Annotated in this window: 12 protein-coding genes; 4 read left to right on the top strand and 8 right to left on the bottom strand. The window is 60.6% G+C overall.

The genetic code is table 11. The features are described from left to right. Nucleotides 1-128 precede the first annotated feature (128 nt). The 5 genes from HBR94_RS26150 to aceK all read right to left on the bottom strand — a co-directional run bounded on the left by HBR94_RS26150 (nucleotide 129) and on the right by aceK (nucleotide 8,214). Entirely contained in the window at nucleotides 129-362 is a 234-nt protein-coding gene (locus HBR94_RS26150) for a zf-HC2 domain-containing protein (protein WP_057441249.1), read from the bottom strand. After that, the gene (locus HBR94_RS26145; protein ID WP_057441254.1) at nucleotides 356-970 is read right to left on the bottom strand and encodes an RNA polymerase sigma factor; all 615 of its coding nucleotides are present in this window, start codon (nucleotides 968-970) and stop codon (nucleotides 356-358) included. The genes HBR94_RS26150 and HBR94_RS26145 overlap by 7 nt, the downstream gene beginning before the upstream one ends. 43 nt (nucleotides 971-1,013) lie before the next feature. Further along, nucleotides 1,014-2,135: a beta-ketoacyl-ACP synthase III gene (locus HBR94_RS26140; protein ID WP_057958823.1), complete on the bottom strand. Its 1,122-nt coding sequence runs from the start codon at nucleotides 2,133-2,135 to the stop codon at nucleotides 1,014-1,016. A 226-nt stretch (nucleotides 2,136-2,361) separates the two neighbouring features. After that, nucleotides 2,362-6,273, bottom strand: a complete 3,912-nt coding sequence (hrpA, locus tag HBR94_RS26135) for an ATP-dependent RNA helicase HrpA (protein ID WP_057958822.1) — start codon at nucleotides 6,271-6,273, stop codon at nucleotides 2,362-2,364. Nucleotides 6,274-6,480: 207 nt separating this feature from the next. Continuing rightward, complete coding sequence (gene aceK / locus HBR94_RS26130; protein WP_057441325.1) at nucleotides 6,481-8,214, bottom strand: bifunctional isocitrate dehydrogenase kinase/phosphatase; 1,734 nt, start codon at nucleotides 8,212-8,214, stop codon at nucleotides 6,481-6,483. Between the two features lie 226 nt (nucleotides 8,215-8,440). Here aceK and HBR94_RS26125 point away from each other — a divergent pair, with 226 nt between their 5' ends. Further along, on the top strand, nucleotides 8,441-9,337 hold the full coding sequence (locus HBR94_RS26125; protein WP_170045789.1) for a DMT family transporter: 897 nt from the start codon (nucleotides 8,441-8,443) through the stop codon (nucleotides 9,335-9,337). A gap of 30 nt (nucleotides 9,338-9,367) precedes the next feature. Here HBR94_RS26125 and HBR94_RS26120 read toward each other — a convergent pair whose 3' ends face one another. The 3 genes from HBR94_RS26120 to cysK form a co-directional block, all read right to left on the bottom strand. After that, the gene (locus HBR94_RS26120) at nucleotides 9,368-10,228 is read right to left on the bottom strand and encodes a DMT family transporter (RefSeq protein ID WP_057958820.1); all 861 of its coding nucleotides are present in this window, start codon (nucleotides 10,226-10,228) and stop codon (nucleotides 9,368-9,370) included. Between the two features lie 689 nt (nucleotides 10,229-10,917). Further along, the gene (locus HBR94_RS26115; RefSeq protein WP_057441260.1) at nucleotides 10,918-11,856 is read right to left on the bottom strand and encodes an aspartyl/asparaginyl beta-hydroxylase domain-containing protein; all 939 of its coding nucleotides are present in this window, start codon (nucleotides 11,854-11,856) and stop codon (nucleotides 10,918-10,920) included. Between the two features lie 205 nt (nucleotides 11,857-12,061). Continuing rightward, complete coding sequence (gene cysK / locus HBR94_RS26110; RefSeq protein ID WP_057958819.1) at nucleotides 12,062-13,036, bottom strand: cysteine synthase A; 975 nt, start codon at nucleotides 13,034-13,036, stop codon at nucleotides 12,062-12,064. Between the two features lie 125 nt (nucleotides 13,037-13,161). On the opposite strand from cysK, the gene HBR94_RS26105 reads away from it, so the two are divergent. The 3 genes from HBR94_RS26105 (at nucleotide 13,162) to HBR94_RS26095 (ending at nucleotide 16,391) form a co-directional block, all read left to right on the top strand. After that, complete coding sequence (locus HBR94_RS26105; RefSeq protein ID WP_170045787.1) at nucleotides 13,162-14,238, top strand: DUF748 domain-containing protein; 1,077 nt, start codon at nucleotides 13,162-13,164, stop codon at nucleotides 14,236-14,238. A 117-nt stretch (nucleotides 14,239-14,355) separates the two neighbouring features. Further along, nucleotides 14,356-15,201: a MoxR family ATPase gene (locus HBR94_RS26100; RefSeq protein ID WP_029292347.1), complete on the top strand. Its 846-nt coding sequence runs from the start codon at nucleotides 14,356-14,358 to the stop codon at nucleotides 15,199-15,201. A gap of 11 nt (nucleotides 15,202-15,212) precedes the next feature. Continuing rightward, a complete protein-coding gene (locus HBR94_RS26095) occupies nucleotides 15,213-16,391 on the top strand; it encodes a VWA domain-containing protein (RefSeq protein WP_170045785.1) in 1,179 nt (392 codons plus the stop codon). The last annotated feature ends 147 nt before the right edge of the window (nucleotides 16,392-16,538 follow it).

Raw genomic sequence — 16,538 nt, 5'->3', positions numbered from 1 at the left:
GCCAGGTAAAAAAAAGGTGAAAAAAACTTACAAACCTGCAATGTTTTTCACCGAAAGGCTTTTCAACGACGTAAAAAAACCCACGACAATGACGTCGCAGGCCTTGGGAAGCGCAGACAGCTCTGGGGTCAGGAGTTGCGTTTACGCTCCGAAGCCAGGCGTTCAGCCAACGCCTCGGCATCGCTCACCGGCGGTTCGGGCAGGAGGCGCAAGGTGGCCTGCATCAGGCGCATCTGGCGAATGAAGCGCCGGCAATTGGCACAAAACATCAAGTGATGGCGCATCAACAGGCGCTCACGAAAGGTCAGTTGCCCATCGAGAAAATCGCTGGAGCGCGCCACTTGTTCTTTGCAGGTCAACATTCGCCGGTTTCCTCGAAATGCTCCACCGTAGCGAAGACTTTAAGCCGCGCCCGGTGCAGCAGTACACGCACATTGGAGAGCGAGATCTGCAGAAGATTACAAATCTCCTCCAGCTCCAGCCCCTGGCGCTCGCGCAACAGCAGCACGCTGCTTTGCAGCTCGGAAAGGCTCAGCAAGGTGTGCTCCAGACACTCACGCAGCTCGTTTTCGGTGAGCAGCGCCTCGGGAGTGTCCTGGTGCCAGGCAAAGGGCGCGATCAGCCAATGCTCATCGCCGGCGGCAAAGCGCTCATCGCCAATGGTGCCGTGGGGCGACGGCAGGTCGTCCAGCAACACCTCGCGACGGTTCTGCTTGTAGCGCCCCTTGGCCGAGTTGGCGGTAATGGTCAGCAGCCAGGTCTTGAGGCTGGAACGCCCCTCAAACCGGGCAAGGCTGCGCACCACCGAGAGCCAGGCGTCCTGCACCACCTCGTCGGCATGGCGCTGGCCAACGATGGCGTAGGCCACCGCACGCATCGCACTCTGGTAGGTGGTGACCAACTCCTTGTAGGCCTGCTGCTCACCCTTGAGCAGGCGTTCAAGCAGGTGCGCGTCGTCGGCTGCTGCCATTCAAAACCTCATTGTGCAAGACGTGACCGCAGTTGCCTGGCTCTTAGCGCTTGCGCAGGATCACGCTGCCAATCGAATACCCGGCGCCAAACGAGCTGAGTACCGCCAGCGCGCCCTTGGGCAGGTCGTCCTGGTAGGTGTGGAACGCAATCACCGAACCTGCCGAACTGGTGTTGGCGTAGGTATCGAGAATCACCGGTGCTTCTTCGATCTCGGCTTCACGGCCCAGCAGCTTCTTGACGATCAGATGGTTCATGCTCAGGTTGGCCTGGTGCAGCCAGAAGCGTTTCACATCGGTAACGCTCAACTGGTTTTCCGTCAGGTGCTGGCCGATCAATTCGGCAACCATCGGGCAGACATCACGGAAGACTTTGCGGCCTTCTTGCACGAAAAGCTTGTCGGGTGCACCAATCCCCTCTTCCGCCGCGCGGTTGAGGAAGCCGAAATTGTTGCGAATGGTGTTGGAAAACTTGGTCAGCAACTTGGTGCTCACCACGTCGAACTGGTGCTCGGACGTCGCCAGGTCGGCACGCTCCAGAATCACCGCAGTCGCCGCGTCGCCAAAGATGAAGTGGCTGTCACGGTCACGGAAGTTCAGGTGGCCGGTGCAGATCTCCGGGTTGACCATCAGGATCGCACGGGCCTGGCCCAGCTGGATGCTGTTGCAGGCGTTCTGGATACCGAAAGTCGCCGAAGAACACGCCACGTTCATGTCAAAACCAAAACCCTGGATGCCCAGGGCTTCCTGGACTTCGATGGCAATGGCCGGATAGGCGCGTTGCAGGTTGGAGCAGGCGACGATCACCCCGTCGATATCGGCGGCGGTCTTGCCGGCACGCTGCAGGGCTTGCTCGGCGGCGCCCACGGCCATCTGGCAGAGGATCGACCACTCGTCGTTGGAGCGCTCCGGCAGGCGGGGGGTCATCCGCTTGGGGTCGAGGATGCCGTCCTTGTCCATGACAAAACGGCTCTTGATACCCGAAGCCTTTTCGATAAAGGCGGCGCTGGATTCGGTCAACGCCTGAACGTCGCCCTGCTCGATGGCCACGGCGTTGTCGGCATTGAACTGTTGAACGTAAGCATTGAAAGACTGCACCAGCTCTTCGTTGGAGATGCTGTTGGCCGGGGTGTACAGGCCTGTGCCGCTGATGACGACGTTATGCACGGTCGTTCCTCTAAATCTGTTCAGGCAGAAGGGATTGGTACCTTCGTACCAAACCGTAAGTCGCTCTAGTCCGCCGCGCGGACATCAAACGGGGAAACGCTTTGTCCCGGCGCGTCGAGGCTGATACAGCCAATCTAGACGATCCCGGCATTTATAGCGGCGAAGTTTGCCATAAACCGGGGGGTTTGGCGCCTGTCACGCGCACACCCGCCCCCGGCACTACAGGTCAAGGTTCGACCTGGCTCCACTGTTTGCTCAAGCGCTTATCGGAAATCGGTGCCTTGGTGCCCAACTGCTGGGCAAACAACGACACCCGGTATTCCTCCAGCCACCAGCGGTAAAGCGCCAGCTGCGGATCGCGCTTGCCTTCCTGGGTGTGCTTGTTCAGGCGCGTCTGGTACTGGCTCCACAGACCACTCAACTCGCTGCTCCAGACCCGGTCCTTCTGCACTTGGCTGGGCAGTTTTTCCAGGCGTAGCTCGATGGCCTTGAGATAGCGCGGCAGTTCCTTGAACCACTGCGCCGGGGTTTCGCGCACAAAGCCCGGGTACACCAGGTTGCTTAGTTGCTGCTTGATATCGTTGAGTGCCACGGCCTGGGCCAGGTCGATCTTGCCCTTGAAACGTTTTTGCAGGCCATGCCACAGCTTCAATACTTCCAGGGTCAGGCGCGCCAGGCGTTCAGCGTGCTCGGTCCAGCTACCACGCTTGCGCTCGGCCAGGGCTGCCAGGCCCGCGCCATCCCGGGGCAGGCTGGCCTCGCCTTCCAGCACGCAGGTGTCGAGGCTGGCCAGCAAAATGTCTTCCACCAGGGCGTCGATACGTCCCAGCTCGCGGTACATCAGCCCCAGCTCGGTAAGGCCCGGCAGCTTGCCGCGCAGGAATTTTGCCGGCTCGGCCAATTGCTGCATCAACAAGCGCTGCAAGGCGCGGCGATGCTGGAACTCGGCTTCGGCGGCCGTGGAGAAACGTCCTTCCTTGACCGTGCCGTTTTCTTCTACCAGCGCCGGATACACCGTCATCGACAGGCCCGCAATCTTCTGCTGGGTAGTCTCGGCAACCGCCGCGAAGACCTTGGCCTCCACCGGCTGCTGGCTTTTGGCAGTTTGCGGCACTGCCAGGGCGGCCTGGCTGGCTTCGACAAACCGCGCAGTCAGCGCTGCCAGGTCACGGCCCTCACCGAGGAACTTGCCCTGGGCATCGACCACTTCCAGGTTCATCTTCAGGTGGTTTTCCACCTGCTGCGCGGCTTCGCTCCAGGCTTCGTCGCTGACCCGCGCGCCGGTCATGCGCAACAGCTCACGCCCCAGCGCCTGGGGCAGCGAGCCCTGGGCAAATTCGATCCGTTGCAGCGCGGCCTTGACGAAGTCCGGCACCGGCACGAAGTTCTTGCGCAGGGCCTTGGGCAGGTTGCGCACCAGGGCAATGCACTTGGCTTCGATCAGCCCGGGCACCAGCCACTCCAGACGCTCGGCGGGCAAGGCCGGCAACAGCGGTGCGGGCACGCGCAAGGTCACACCGTCGCGCGGGTGGTTGGGTTCAAAGTGATAACTCAAGGCCAGGGCCAGGTCGCCCAGGTGCAAGGTGTCGGGGTAATGGGCGGCGGTGACTTCACTGGCTTCGCGGGCCAGCACGTCTTCTTCGCGCATGATCAGCAGTTGCGGGTCTTTCTGGCTGGTGATCTTGTACCAACTGTCGAAGGTCGCCGTCTGGTGGATCTCTGCCGGCAGGCGCGCGTCGTAGAAGGCGTACAGGGTTTCTTCGTCAGCCAGGATATCGCGGCGCCGGGCCTTGGCTTCCAGTTCGTCCAATTGCTCCAGCAGCTGTTGATTGGCAGTCAGGCACTTGGCCCGGGACTGGATCTCGCCACGCACCAGGCCTTCGCGGATAAACAGCTCGCGGGACACCACGGGGTCCACCGGCCCGTAATGCACGGGCCGGCGCCCCACCACTATCAGGCCGAACAGGGTGATCTGTTCAAAGGCCACGACCTGGCCGCGCTTCTTCTCCCAGTGGGGTTCGAAGTGGTTTTTCTTGATCAGGTGCCCGGCCAATGGCTCGATCCAGTCGGCATCAATCTTGGCCACCATGCGCGCATACAGCTTTGTGGTTTCCACCAGTTCGGCGGTCATCAACCATTGCGGGCGCTTCTTGCCGATGCCCGATGACGGATGAATCCAGAAACGCCGCTGGCGGGCGCCGAGGTAGTCGCCGTCTTCGGTTTTCTGGCCGATCTGGCTCAACAGGCCGGACAGCACCGCCTTGTGCAGTTTCGCGAAGTCCGCCGGTTCCTTGTTGACCGTCAGCTGCATATCACGGCAGATCAGGCTCAACTGGCGATGGGAGTCACGCCACTCACGCAGGCGCAGGTAATTGAGGAAGTTCTTGCGGCACCAGTTGCGCAGCGGGCTGGCGGTCAGTTCCTGGCGCTGCTCTTCAAAGCCGCGCCACAGATTGACCAGCCCGGCGAAGTCCGAATCGGGATCCTTCCATTGCGCGTGGGCCTGGTCGGCCGCTTGCTGGCGCTCCGGCGGGCGCTCGCGCGGGTCCTGGATCGACATGGCACTGGCGACGATCAGCACTTCCTGCAAACTGCCGAGCTTGGCCGCTTCCAACAGCATGCGGCCCATGCGCGGGTCCACCGGCAGGCGCGCCAGTTGCCGGCCCAGGGGTGTCAGCTGGCTGTTACGGTCCACCGCCGAGAGTTCCTGCAGCAGGTTGAAGCCATCGCTGATGGCCTTGCCATCCGGCGGCTCGATAAACGGGAAGTCGGTGATTTCACCCAGGCGCAGGTGCAGCATCTGCAGAATCACCGCCGCCAGGTTAGTGCGCAGGATCTCCGGGTCGGTAAATTCCGGGCGCCCGATAAAATCTTCTTCGCTGAACAGGCGCACACAAATGCCCGGCTCGACCCTGCCGCAGCGGCCCTTGCGCTGGTTGGCGCTGGCCTGGGAGATCGCCTCGATCGGCAGGCGCTGGACCTTGGCCCGGTAGCTGTAGCGGCTGATGCGCGCGGTGCCGCTGTCGATCACATAGCGGATGCCCGGTACCGTCAGCGAGGTTTCCGCGACGTTGGTTGCCAGCACCACGCGCCGCCCCGGATGGGACTGGAAAATGCGCTGCTGCTCGGCCGGCGACAGGCGCGCGTACAACGGCAGGATTTCCGTGTGCTTGAGCTGGGCCTTGCGCAGCATATCGGCGGCATCGCGGATCTCGCGCTCACCGGGCAGGAACACCAGCACATCGCCTGGGCTCTTGCGCTCGCTGCGTTCAAAGGCGGCGATTTCATCAAGGGTGGCAAGGATCGCCTGGTCCACGGTCAAGTCGTCTTCGACGCGGTTGCCTTCCTCGTCCTGCTCCAGGGTCAGCGGGCGATACCAGGTTTCCACCGGGAACGTGCGCCCGGAGACCTCGACAATCGGCGCATCGTCGAAGTGCTTGGAAAAACGCTCCAGGTCGATGGTCGCCGAGGTGATGATGACTTTCAGGTCCGGGCGGCGTGGCAGCAGGGTCTTCAGGTAACCAAGCAGGAAGTCGATGTTCAGGCTGCGCTCGTGGGCTTCGTCGACGATGATTGTGTCGTAGCGCTCGAGGTATCGGTCGTTCTGGGTTTCGGCCAGCAGGATGCCGTCGGTCATCAGCTTGATCAGGGTGTTGGCGTCGCTCTGGTCCTCGAACCGCACCTGATAGCCCACCAGCGCCCCCAGCGGGGTGGCCAACTCTTCCGCAACCCGGCTCGCCACACTGCGCGCGGCGATCCGCCGGGGCTGGGTATGGCCGATCAAGCCGTACTGGCCGCGACCGATTTCCAGGCAGATCTTCGGCAACTGCGTGGTTTTACCCGAGCCGGTTTCGCCCGCGATGATCAGCACCTGATGCTTGAGCAACGCCGCCTTGATCTCGTCGCGCTTGGCGGCGATGGGCAGGCTGTCGTCATAGCGGACCTGCGGCACGCTGGCCGCGCGCGCCGTGACCTGGGCACAGGACGCCTGCATGCGCGCCACCCACTGCGCCAGCTTCTCCTCATCGGGCTTCTTGCGCAGCTCAAGCAACTGCCGACGCAAGCGGTGGCGGTCGGCGAGCATGGCGTGATCGAGGTTTTTCAGGAGTTGGTCGATAGCGGGCGCTTGGTCAGTCATCAGGTACTTTGAAGGTCGTCTATTTATGCACGGCCGGCAATTGTGGCAGAAAAGCGCACACAACGTTAAAGGCCGCGTAAATCACGTGTGGGAGCTGTCGAGCCCCGGCGAGGCTGCGATGACGGCGGCACGGCCAACATCAATGCTGCCAGGCCCAGCGCTATCGCAGCCTCGCCGGGGCTCGACAGCTCCCACAGGGTTTAGCCCCTATTCGTTATCCAGGCCCTTGCGCCGATACGGGAACACATCAATCACCTTCCCCGCCCGAATCGCCTCCTGCAGGCCTTTCCAGTAGTCGGCGTTGTACAACTCGCCGTGCAACTCATCGAACAAACGCCGTTGCCCGGCATCGGCAAACAGAAATGGCGGGAACTCTTCGGGGAACACGTCCAGCGGGCCGATGGAGTACCAGGGCTCGGAGGCCATTTCATCTTCCGGGGTACGCGGTGCCGGGATATGGCGGAAGTTGGCTTCGGTGAGGAAGCAGATCTCGTCGTAGTCGTAGAACACCACGCGACCATGACGGGTGACGCCAAAGTTTTTCAGCAGCATGTCGCCGGGAAAGATATTCGCCGCCGCCAATTGCTTGATGGCCAGGCCGTAGTCTTCGAGGGCTTCGCGCACCTGGGCCTCGTTGGCGTTCTCCAGGTAGAGGTTGAGCGGGGTCATGCGCCGCTCGGTCCAGCAGTGACGAATCAGTACCGTATCGCCTTCCACCTCGACCGTGCCGGCAGCCACTTCCAGCAATTCGGCCAGGCATTCAGGCTCGAATTTGCTCAAGGGGAAACGGAAGTCGGCAAACTCCTGGGTGTCGGCCATGCGCCCGACCCGGTCGACACTTTTTACCAGGCGGTACTTCTCGATCACCGTGGCGCGGTTGACGTTTTTCGATGGCGAGAAACGGTCCTTGATGATTTTGAACACCGTGTTGAAACCCGGCAGGGTGAACACGCTCATGACCATCCCGCGCACGCCCGGGGCCATGATGAACTGGTCATCGGTGCTGGCCAGGTGGTTGATCAGCGCCCGGTAGAACTCCGACTTGCCGTGTTTGTAGAAGCCGATGGAGGTGTAGAGCTCGGCGATGTGCTTGCCCGGCAGGATGCGTTTGAGAAAGCCGATGAATTCCGCCGGCACCGGCACATCCACCATGAAATAGGAGCGGGTGAACGAGAAGATGATCGACACATCGGCTTCATCGGTGATCAACGCGTCGATGCGGATACCCTGCCCTTCGCGGTGCAGCAGCGGAATCACCAGCGGCCACTGTTCATCGCGGGTGTAGAGGCGGCCCACCAGGTACGCGCCCTTGTTGCGATAGAGCACCGAGGAAAACAGCTCGACGTTGAGGTCCGGATCCTTGCACACCCAGTCCGGCAGGTTCTCGCGCAGTTGTGCTTCAAGGCGCTGCAGGTCGGCGGGCAGGTCGGCGTAGGGCTCGCTGAAGCGGTAGTCGCTGAAGATCTGCTCGAGCATGCCCGCCAGTTGGCCCTGGGGCTTGTAGGTACGGGTTTGCGCAGCACGGGCGCGGCGCAGGCTCGGGCGGGTGGTATGGATGAACATGCAGCCGTCGCTGATCAGGTCGTGGCTGAACAGCCCGCAAAAGATCGAGTTGTACCAGGTCTCGGACAGCTCATCGTCAAACCGCAGGTCGATCAGGCTGATATAGGCACTCTTGACCAGGGGCCAGGACTGGATATCCAGCAGCGCGCCCTCGTCGAAGGTAGCCCGCAAACGCGTGGTGACTTCGCCGACCTTCTCTTCATACAGGTTGATCCGCGCCGCCGAGGCAGTTTGCGCCTCTTGCCACTGGGCCTTTTCAAAACGCTCACGGGCGCCGTCGGTGATCTGGCGAAAGTGTTCGCGGTAATCGTCGAAGCCATCGAGGATCATCTGGGCGATGGACTGCGCGGTGTCGATGGCAGACGTTTGCTGCGGCATGTCGGAGACCTCTGCGGGCATTCGGAAGACCTGAGATTAGCCAGTGTCCGCAGCCAGGAGAAGTACAATTTTTGCTGGGAGCTGTGTCCCGGATAGAGGGGCTTCAAACCCGGGCCGTGCACCTCAGTGGCAGGGTGACGCGCTTTATTGTGCAGTGGATACGTAAAAGATTGTGTCAGGCAGTCCCCTGGGCAACACTCTCGCCCTGGTTAAGAAGGAGTTGTCCGTGAGACCTGTCGACACCCTGTACCTGCTGGTACTGGCCGCCATCTGGGGCGCGAGCTTTTTGTTCATGCGAATCATCGCACCGGAAATCGGTACGCTGCCCACGGCGTTTTTCCGCGTTTCGATAGCCGCCGCCGGCCTGCTGGTGATCCTGGCCCTACTGCGGGTGCGCTGGGACTTCCAGGGCAAGTTCAAGACCGTGCTGTTGCTGGGGGTGATCAACTCGGGGATCCCCGCCACCATGTATTCGGTGGCGGCCCAGGTCTTGCCGGCGGGTTACTCGGCGATTTTCAATGCGACGACGCCGTTGATGGGGGTGTTGATTGGCGGGCTGTTTTTCCATGAACGGCTGACCCCCTCGAAAATCGCCGGGGTGTGCCTGGGGCTGTTCGGCGTAGGCATCCTGACGCGGGCCGGGCCGGTGGCATTTGACCTGGAACTGCTGATGGGCGCCCTCGCCTGCCTGTTGGCCACCACCTGCTACGGCTTCGCCGGCTTCCTGGCGCGCCGCTGGCTGGATCAACAGGGTGGCCTGGACAGCCGTCTTTCAGCACTGGGCAGCATGCTCGGCGCCACATTGTTTCTCTTACCCTGGTTTGGCTGGAACGCCATCAGCCATCCGCCGGCCAGTTGGGGCGGCTGGAGTGTGTGGTTGTCGTTGCTGGGCCTGGGGCTGCTGTGTACGGCGTTCGCCTACATCTTGTACTTCCGTTTGCTGACCTCCATCGGGCCAGTGAAGTCGATGACGGTCACCTTCATGATTCCGCCATTCGGCGTGTTGTGGGGGGCGTTGCTGCTGGATGAGCCATTGTCCATGGCGCACCTGTATGGCGGGATGTTGATCGCGGGGGCATTGTGGCTGGTGCTGCGGCCGGGGAAATTGATCAAAGCTGTGTAGGAGCCGGCTTCCGGCTCCTACACAGGGGGATCATGCTTTACGGAAGACGAATACCAACCCAATGATGATCAAACCCATCCCCAGCACGCTCAGCACTGCCAGCCGATTGCCGAAGATCAGGTAGTCCATCACCGCAGTGACTGCCGGCACCAGGTAGAACAGGCTGGTGACATTCACCAGGTTACCCCGTGCAATCAGGCGGTATAGCAGCAGCGTCGCCAACACAGACACCACCAGCCCCATCCACAGCACCGGCAGGTAGAAGCCGCTGTTGTGCTCGAAAGCAAAGGGCTGGAACGGCACGAACACTGCGCACAGCAACAAGCCCGCCAGGTACTGCACCGGCAAGGTGCCCAATGGGTTATCGGTGATGCGCTTCTGCATGATCGAGCCCAGGGTCATGCTCGCCAGCGCCAGCAAACCAAACAGCATGCCGGCCAGGGACATGCCGGCCAGACCGATGCCCTGGTACACCACCATGATCAGGCCCGCCAGGCCCAACGCCAGGCCGAACATCCGGCGCCATGAACGCTGGCGCTCCATCAGCACCACGGTGAGGATCGGTTGCACACCCATGATGGTCGCCATCACGCCGGGGGTGACCTTCAGGTCCAGGGCCAGCAGATAAAAAATCTGATAGGCCCCCAGTAGCACCAGCCCGGTGGCCGCCGCATACCACAGCGGTTTGCCCGCGCGCGGCAACTGCAGCTTGAGGATCGGCACCAGCAGCACCAGGCCCGCCAGGGCAATGGCAAAGCGAATCAACAGGAAGGCAAAGGGTGACGCATGGGCCAGGCCCAACTTGGAGAAAATCGCCCCGCTGCTCCACAGCAGGACAAACAGGCTCGTCGAGGCCGCCGCGGCCACGGATTGTTTCGAAATAACAGACATAAGAACACCTGTAGTCAGGCAAAAAGCCAACTCAGCCAAGGCTGAAATTCAGTAGGTTCGGTACAGGCGGGCAACGGGGAACAGCGGTCTGCTGATCAGCCCGAAACGCCAACGCCCGGCGGTGATACGACTGCGTACACCGGCGTGCTACTGACAGGTGGGGGGTAATGACTGATCTGCACAGGCTGCTGATTCCCGCACGGCACGACCGCAGCGTTGACCGCTGAATCGACTACCGCTATGCATGGGGATGCAGGCATGGGCTGATCTTTTTTGAAGGGATGAAAGGTGCTGCGAAACACCTGGCGCCGACTATAACCAGCCGGCGACACGCTTTGCAATGGCTTTGCCAAAAGGCCAGTAAGGACACGTTGAGAAACCACCTCTAGCCTTGGGAAAAACCAACGCACTCCACTTAAGGAGACTTTCGACGCATGACCGCCAATGCCAAAAACACGCGGCGCCTTGCGATACCAGCTCTACCGATCCAAAGCCTTACGCCTTGCTACTGCATCGACGCATCTCCCCTCTATCAAAACCTGGGCTTTGACTTCGATTCACGGGGCAGGCTTGTGATAGCGGTAGAGAACAAATAGCTTCGAAAACATGTTCAATTAATGATCAATTGTGGAGGCTGCATGGGAGAACGTATAAAAAAACCGCTCATACGAGCGGTTTTTTTGAACCCATCAGCCAAATAACCAATACACCAACGCCACAACCACCACCGCCGCCAACACCGGCCGCATGATGCGATAGGCTTTGGGATGCTTGCGCTTCCACTGCTTGACCACCCCACTGAAGCGATCGCTGAAGCTCTTGCTCCAGGCGTAGGCCTGGTTGATCCCGCCCACACGCTCGTCATCCAGGTTCTGTGGCGCGGTTGCACGGCCTAGCTGGGCACTGACCCAACGGTTGATGCGGGTCATCAGCCGGTTGCTCAGTGGTCGCTCGATATCACAGAACAGAATCACCCGGGTCTTCTCGGTTTCGTTCTTTACCCAGTGCACGTAGGTTTCGTCGAACATCACGTCTTCGCCATCACGCCAGGCGTAGATCTGGCCATCGACGAAAATGCGGCAGTCGTCGGAATTGGGTGTCGACAACCCCAAGTGATAGCGCAGGGAGCCGGCGAACGGATCGCGATGGGGGTTGAGGTGGCTGCCACCGGGCAACAGCGCAAACATGGCGCCCTTGACGTTGGGGATGCTGCTGACCAGGGCCACGGTTTTCGGGCACAGCAGCTCGGCCGACGGCAGCGGTTTGTCGTACCACTTGAGGTAGAAGCGCTTCCAGCCTTTCTTGAAGAACGAGCCAAAACCGGCATCGTTGTTCTTCTCGGCGGCGCGGATATAGCCTTCGTCGAACAGGTGCATGGCCTCGTCGCGAATCACTTCCCAGTTGTCCTTGAGCACATCCAGCTCGGGGAACTTGCTGCGGTCCAGGTAGGGCTTGGACGGCACCGCCGAGAAGATGTACATCAAGGCGTTATACGGGGCGAACAACGCCGAATGGTTGACGAACTGGCGCAGCACCGGCAAACGTGCCTTGCCGCGCAAATGCACGTACAGCGTACTGCCGATAAACAGCAACAGCACCGACAGCTTGGCGGCCAAAGAAAAGGTCATGCAGCAACTCCTGGAAATAGCCTCCCGGCAGCGGGAAACCAGACATAGCAGCCGGCCATGATAAACACTCCGGGCCGGAGGAAAAACCCGCGTTATCCAACAATCCGTTTTAAGGGGCCCGCGGCGAGCAATCAATTATGCATATGAGGCATAAAACCGGGCTGATATGGATCAACCCGATTTCGGTACACCGACACCTGCAACCTCAGGCCTGGTTTTCCTGATCGGTGAACAGATCGCTGAACAGCATGCTCGACAGGTAGCGCTCACCGGAGTCCGGCAGGATCACCACGATGGTCTTGCCCTGCATTTCCGGTTTTTCGGCCAGACGCACCGCCACCGCCATGGCCGCGCCACAGGAAATCCCGCACAGGATGCCTTCCTCCTGCATCAACCGCAGGGCCATGGCCTTGGATTCGTCGTCACTGACCAACTCCACCCGGTCCACCATCGACAGATCAAGGTTCTTCGGCACAAAACCCGCGCCAATCCCCTGGATCTTGTGGGGGCTGGGCTTGATCTCTTCGCCAGCCAACGCCTGGGTAATCACCGGCGAGCTGATGGGCTCCACCGCCACCGAGAGGATCGGCTTGCCTGCAGTGTTTTTGATATAGCGCGATACACCCGTGAGGGTCCCGCCCGTGCCAACGCCTGCCACCAGCACATCCACCGCGCCATCGGTGTCGTTCCAGATTTCCGGGCCGGTGGTTTTTTCGTGGATGGCCGGGTTGGCCGGGTTGTCGAACTGGGCCGGCATGAAATAGGTCGCCGGGTCGCTGGCAAGGATTTCACTGGCTTTCTCGATGGCGCCTTTCATGCCCTTGGCCGGCTCGGTCAGCACCAGTTCGGCACCCAGGGCCTTGAGCACCTTGCGCCGCTCGATACTCATGGACGCGGGCATGGTCAGCAACAATTTGTAGCCACGGGCCGCGGCGACAAAGGCCAGGCCAATCCCGGTGTTGCCTGAGGTCGGCTCGACGATGGTCATGCCCGGCTTGAGTTTGCCGCTGCTTTCCGCGTCCCAGATCATGTTCGCGCCGATCCGGCACTTCACCGAATACCCAGGGTTACGCCCTTCGATCTTGGCCAGGATGGTCACGCCACGGGGCGCGATACGGTTGATCTGAACCAGGGGCGTGTTACCGATGGAGTGCGCGTTGTCTGCAAAAATGCGGCTCATGGCGGGGTCCTTTAGGCGGTTTTCAGGAAGGCAACAAGGGTATGCCTCGTACTCCAAGGCGTCCAGTCGAGGAACGTTGCCGCTGCCTGTGTAGTCAATCGCCTATACACAGGGAGGAATAACCTATGAAGCGTCGCTACAGTTGGCCGATATGGACGGTCGCCGGGCTGGTGGTCGTGCTGGTGGCACTGGATATCGCCCTGCCCTACCTGGTGCGCAACTACCTCAATGAAAAACTCGCCGACATGGGCGACTACCGTGGCCAGGTGACCGATGTCGACCTGGCCCTGTGGCGCGGCGCGTACCGGATCAATGGCCTGCAGATCGTCAAGGTCGATGGCAAGGTGCCCGTGCCGTTCGTCAAGGCGCCAGTGATCGACTTGTCGGTCAGTTGGCATTCCTTATGGTACGACCACGCGGTGGTGGCCGAAGTGCAATTCGTCAAGCCGGAACTCAACTTCGTCGACGGCGGCGCCAACAAACAGGCGTCCCAGACCGGTCGCGGCACCGATTGGCGCGCCCAACTGGGCAAGCTGCTGCCCATCACCCTCAACGAAGTGCGGATCGACGACGGCAAGATCTCCTTCCACAACTTCAGCTCCAAGCCGCCGGTCAATATGGGCGCCACCCAGGTCAATGCCAGCTTCTACAACCTGACCAACGTGGTGGACGTCGAAGGCAAGCGCGATGCGCGCTTTGACGGCAAGGCCCTGTTACTGGGGCATGCGCCGCTGGAAGCCAGCGCGACCTTCGACCCGCTGAGCAATTTTGAAGACTTCGAGTTCCGCTTGCGCGCCCGTGATATCCAGCTCAAGCGCATGAACGACTTCGCCTCGGCCTACGGCAAGTTCGACTTCAATGCCGGCACCGGCGACGTGGTGATTGAAGCCCAGGCTGAAAAAGCCCAATTGACCGGCTATATCAAACCGCTGCTGCGGGATGTGGAGGTGTTTGACTGGCAACAGGACGTGGAGAACCAGGACAAGGGGATTTTCCGCTCGATCTGGGAAGCCGTGGTCGGTGCCAGCGAAACCGTGCTGAAGAACCAGAGCAAAAACCAGTTCGCCACCCGGGTGGAACTCAGCGGCAGCGTTCACCAGCAAGATATCAGCGCGTTCCAGGCGTTTTTGCAGATTTTGCGCAATGGTTTCGTCCAGGCATTCAACGCCCGCTACGAACAACCCAAACCCAGTGCGGAGTGACCCTGGCGTGACTGGTCATTCAGAGACTGAATAACCCGTCTGCGTTCACAGTCACCGGGGCTGCGCGCTATAGTCGCAGGCATGCTGACTACCGGCGTCATGTTCGAGGATTGAGAAATGAAGTTCGAAGGCACCCAGGCCTACGTTGCCACCGATGACCTGAAACTGGCTGTCAACGCTGCCATCACGCTGGAGCGTCCGCTGCTGGTCAAGGGCGAGCCGGGCACCGGCAAGACCATGCTTGCCGAACAACTGGCCGAATCGTTTGGCGCGCGGTTGATCACCTGGCACATCAAGTCCACCACCAAGGCGCACCAGGGCCTGTATGAATACGATGCGGTCAGCCGCCTGCGCGACTCGCAACTGGGCGTGGACAAGGTCCATGACGTACGCAACTACCTGAAGAAAGGCAAGCTGTGGGAGGCTTTCGAGTCCGAGGAGCGGGTGATCCTGCTGATCGACGAGATCGACAAGGCCGATATCGAGTTCCCCAACGACCTGCTGCAAGAACTCGACAAGATGGAGTTCTACGTCTACGAAATCGACGAGACCATCAAGGCCAAGAAGCGCCCGATCATCATCATTACCTCCAACAACGAGAAAGAGCTGCCGGACGCCTTCCTGCGTCGCTGCTTCTTCCATTACATCGCCTTCCCCGACCGCACCACCCTGCAGAAAATCGTCGACGTGCATTACCCCGACATCAAGAAAGACCTGGTCAGCGAAGCGCTGGACGTGTTCTTCGACGTGCGCAAGGTCCCCGGCCTGAAGAAAAAGCCCTCCACCTCCGAGCTGGTGGACTGGCTCAAGCTGCTGATGGCCGACAACATCGGCGAGGCGGTGCTGCGCGAGCGTGATCCAACCAAGGCCATCCCGCCCCTGGCCGGCGCCCTGGTGAAAAACGAGCAGGATGTGCAACTGCTTGAGCGCCTGGCGTTCATGAGCCGTCGCGGCACTCGATAAGGGCTTTTGCCATGCTGCTCAACCTGTTCAATGAAATGCGTGCAGCCAAGGTGCCGGTCTCGGTACGTGAGCTGCTGGACCTGATCAACGCCCTGAAACAACGGGTGACCTTCGCTGACATGGACGAGTTCTATTACTTGTCCCGGGCGATCCTGGTGAAGGACGAACGCCACTTCGACAAGTTCGACCGGGCTTTCGGCGCCTACTTCAATGGCCTGGAGAAACTCGACGACCACTTGCAGGCATTGATTCCCGAAGACTGGTTGCGCAAGGAGTTCGAGCGTTCGCTGAGCGATGAAGAGCGCGCGCAGATTCAATCCCTGGGCGGCCTGGACAAGCTGATCGAAGAGTTCAAGAAACGCCTGGAGGAACAGAAGGAGCGCCACGCCGGCGGCAACAAGTGGATCGGTACTGGCGGCACCAGCCCGTTCGGTTCCGGCGGCTTCAACCCCGAGGGCATTCGCGTGGGCGATGCCGGCAAGCGCCAGGGCAAGGCGGTCAAGGTCTGGGACCAGCGCGAGTACAAGAACCTCGATGACTCGGTGGAACTGGGCACGCGCAATATCAAGGTGGCCCTGCGCCGCCTGCGCAAGTTTGCGCGCCAGGGTGCAGCCGAAGAGCTGGATATCGACGGCACCATCGACCACACCGCCCGTGACGCCGGCCTGCTGAATATCCAGATGCGCCCGGAACGGCGCAACACGATCAAGCTGTTGTTGCTGTTCGACATCGGCGGTTCGATGGATGCCCACGTCAAGACTTGCGAAGAGCTGTTCTCGGCCTGCAAGACCGAGTTCAAGCACCTGGAGTACTTCTACTTCCACAACTTCATTTATGAATCGGTGTGGAAGAACAACATGCGCCGCACTTCCGAGCGCACCTCGACCCAGGACCTGCTACACAAGTACGGCGCCGACTATAAGGTGATCTTTATCGGCGACGCGGCCATGGCCCCCTACGAAATCACCCAGGCCGGTGGCAGCGTGGAGCACTGGAACGAAGAGCCGGGGTATGTGTGGATGCAGCGCTTCATGGAGAAGTACAAGAAGCTGATCTGGATTAATCCGTACCCGAAAGACACCTGGGGCTATACCTCGTCGACCAATATCGTGCGGGATTTGATTGAGGACCAGATGTATCCGTTGACCTTGCGCGGGCTTGAAGAGGGGATGCGGTTTCTCTCCAAGTAGGGGGTGGATTCACCGCCGCTATCGCAGGCAAGCCAGCTTGTATGGTTAGACTTGTAGGGGTGGTGGGACTAAAAGCCAGCATCTGACTCTAGCCAGTACAGACCGTGGGAGACTTCGCCCCACCCCTTCACCAAAGCGCCGATAAGG

Origin of the sequence: Pseudomonas sp. WS 5412, from assembly GCF_012985615.1 — a bacterium.
Lineage (GTDB): Bacteria > Pseudomonadota > Gammaproteobacteria > Pseudomonadales > Pseudomonadaceae > Aquipseudomonas > Aquipseudomonas shahriarae.
The sequence above is the reverse complement of the archived record's forward strand: the minus strand, read 5'-3'. Positions and strand labels throughout refer to the sequence as shown.